Source organism: Streptomyces sp. NPDC001770 (assembly GCF_053596135.1).
In genome coordinates this window covers 1-2,380 of the sequence record NZ_JBSFFN010000098.1, presented here as the reverse complement: position 1 = coordinate 2,380, position 2,380 = coordinate 1, and the positions used below count along the sequence as shown (strand labels likewise).

Annotated in this window: 1 protein-coding gene; it reads left to right on the top strand. The window is 68.4% G+C overall.

Annotated features, from left to right (window positions below; translation table 11 throughout):
• On the top strand, positions 1-2,380 hold a 2,380-nt coding region (locus tag ACWCSV_RS34485), incomplete at both ends, for an amino acid adenylation domain-containing protein (protein ID WP_451149201.1).

Sequence of the window (2,380 nt, the reverse complement as noted above, 5' to 3'; positions counted from 1 at the left end):
CACCTGCGTTCACAAGGACTCGGCCGCGGCGACCTCGCCGGCATCCTCCTGGAGCGCGACGCCACCTTCGCCACCGCCCTGATCGCCGTCCTCAAAACCGGCGCCGGCCACGTACTCCTCGACCCCGACTTCCCCGACGAACGACTCCACAACGCCGCCACCGAAGCCGCCATCACCCACCTCGTCACCCGCACCCCACTCGCCGACCGCCTCCCCGGCCCATGGACGACGTCGGTCGACGGACCGGACGACGTCCTGGACCACTCCCCGGACAACCCCGGCCTGCCCATCCACGGCGACGACCTCGCCTGCGTCATGTTCACCTCCGGCTCCACCGGACGCCCCAAGGGCATCCTCTCCTCCCACCGCAACCTCGTCTCCACCCTCGTCGGACAGACCTACCTCCCCACCAGCCCCGACGAAATCTTCCTCCAGTCCTCACCCATCTCCTGGGACGCCTTCAGCCTCGAATTCTGGGGACCCCTCCTCCACGGCGCCCGCGTCGTCCTCCAACCCGGCCAGAAGCCCGAACCCGCACTCATCGCCGAACTCGCACAGCAGCACAAGATCAGCACCCTTTTGCTGTCGGCCAGCCTCTTCAACTACCTCACCGACGAACACCCCGAGACCTTCACCACCGTCACCACCGCCTACACCGTCGGAGAAGCCGCCTCCCCCGCACACGTACACAAACTCCACCAGTCACACCCCGGCATCCACGTGATCAACGGCTACGGCCCCGCCGAAGCCATGATCTACGCCACCACCCACACCATCGAACCCACCACCCAGCCCCACACCACCATCCCCATCGGAACCCCCCTCACCAACAAGCCCCTCTACATCCTCGACACCGCCCTGCGCCTCTGCGCCCCCGGCACCACCGGCGAACTCTACGTAGCCGGCGACGGCCTCGCCCACGGCTACCTCAACCGCCCCGAACTCACCGCCACCCACTTCATCCCCAACCCCTACGGACCCCCCGGCACCCGCCTCTACCGCACCGGAGACCTCGCCCACTTCGACCACCACGGCAACCTCCACTACCAAGGCCGCGCCGACAACCAAATCAAAATCCGCGGCTTCCGCATCGAACCCGCCGAAATCGAAACCGCCCTCCTCACCCACCCCCACATCACCCAAGCCACCGTCACCACCCACCACAAACAACTCGCCGCATACATCGTCACCAACACCCCCACCGCCGACCTCGACGACATCCGCCGCCACCTCACCACCCGACTCCCCGAACACCTCATCCCCACCCACCTCACCACCCTCGACAAACTCCCCCTCACCCCCAACGGCAAAATCGACAAACGCGCCCTCCCCGAACCCACCGCGGTCGCATCGGGCGGTCGTGCCCCGCGCAACCTGCTGGAAGAGACCCTGACCAGCCTCTTCGCCAGCACGCTCGACACGCGGACCGACCCGTCGATCGACGACGACTTCTTCCAGCTCGGTGGGCATTCCATCCTCGCCGCCCGCCTCACCAACCGGATCGCCCAGGCCCTGGGCGTTCGACTGACGATCCGGGACGTCTTCGAGAACCCGACCGTGGTGCGGCTCGCGGAGAAGGTCGGCACGGAGAAGGGCCTTCCGGCGTTGCCTCCGCTGTCCGCCACCGGGGGCCCCGACGAGGGGTCGGCGCCGATGTCCTTCGCCCAGCGACGGCTGTGGCTTCTGGCGGACCTGGAGGGCGGCAGCACCGCGTACAACGTGCCGATGGCGGTGCGCCTGGAGGGCCCGCTGAACGTCGATGCCCTCGATGCGGCACTGAACGACGTGGTCGAGCGGCATGCGCCCCTGCGAACCCTGTTCGAGACGGTCGACGGCGAACCGCGACAGCGCATCCTCCCCGCCGCACAGGCCCGGGTGGCGATCCAGCACCGCGAGGTGACGCCGGACGCACTGGACCGAGCCGTGGCCGAGGCCGGCCGTCACGTCTTCGACCTCCGCACCGAACTCCCCCTTACCGTCATGCTCTTCCGCCTCGACGAGGCGACGCACCACCTGGTGATCGTGCTGCACCACATCGCCACGGACGGCGAGTCCGGCAACGTGTACTTCACGGACCTCGCCCACGCCTACACGGCACGGAACGCGGGTGTCGAGGGCAACAAGGTGCTGGAGCCGCTCCAGGTGCGTTACGCGGACTACGCGGTCTGGCAGCAGCGGGCACTCGGCTCCGCCGAAGACACCGAAAGCATCCTCTCGCAGGAACTCGCCTTCTGGCGCGAGACCCTGGACGGGCTGCCCGAGGAACACACGCTCAACCTCGACCGCCCCCGCCCCGCGCAGGCCACGCACCGCGGCGGAACAATCGAAGTCGCCCTGGAAGGGGACCTGTTCGGACACATCGGCGCACTCGCCCGCGCCG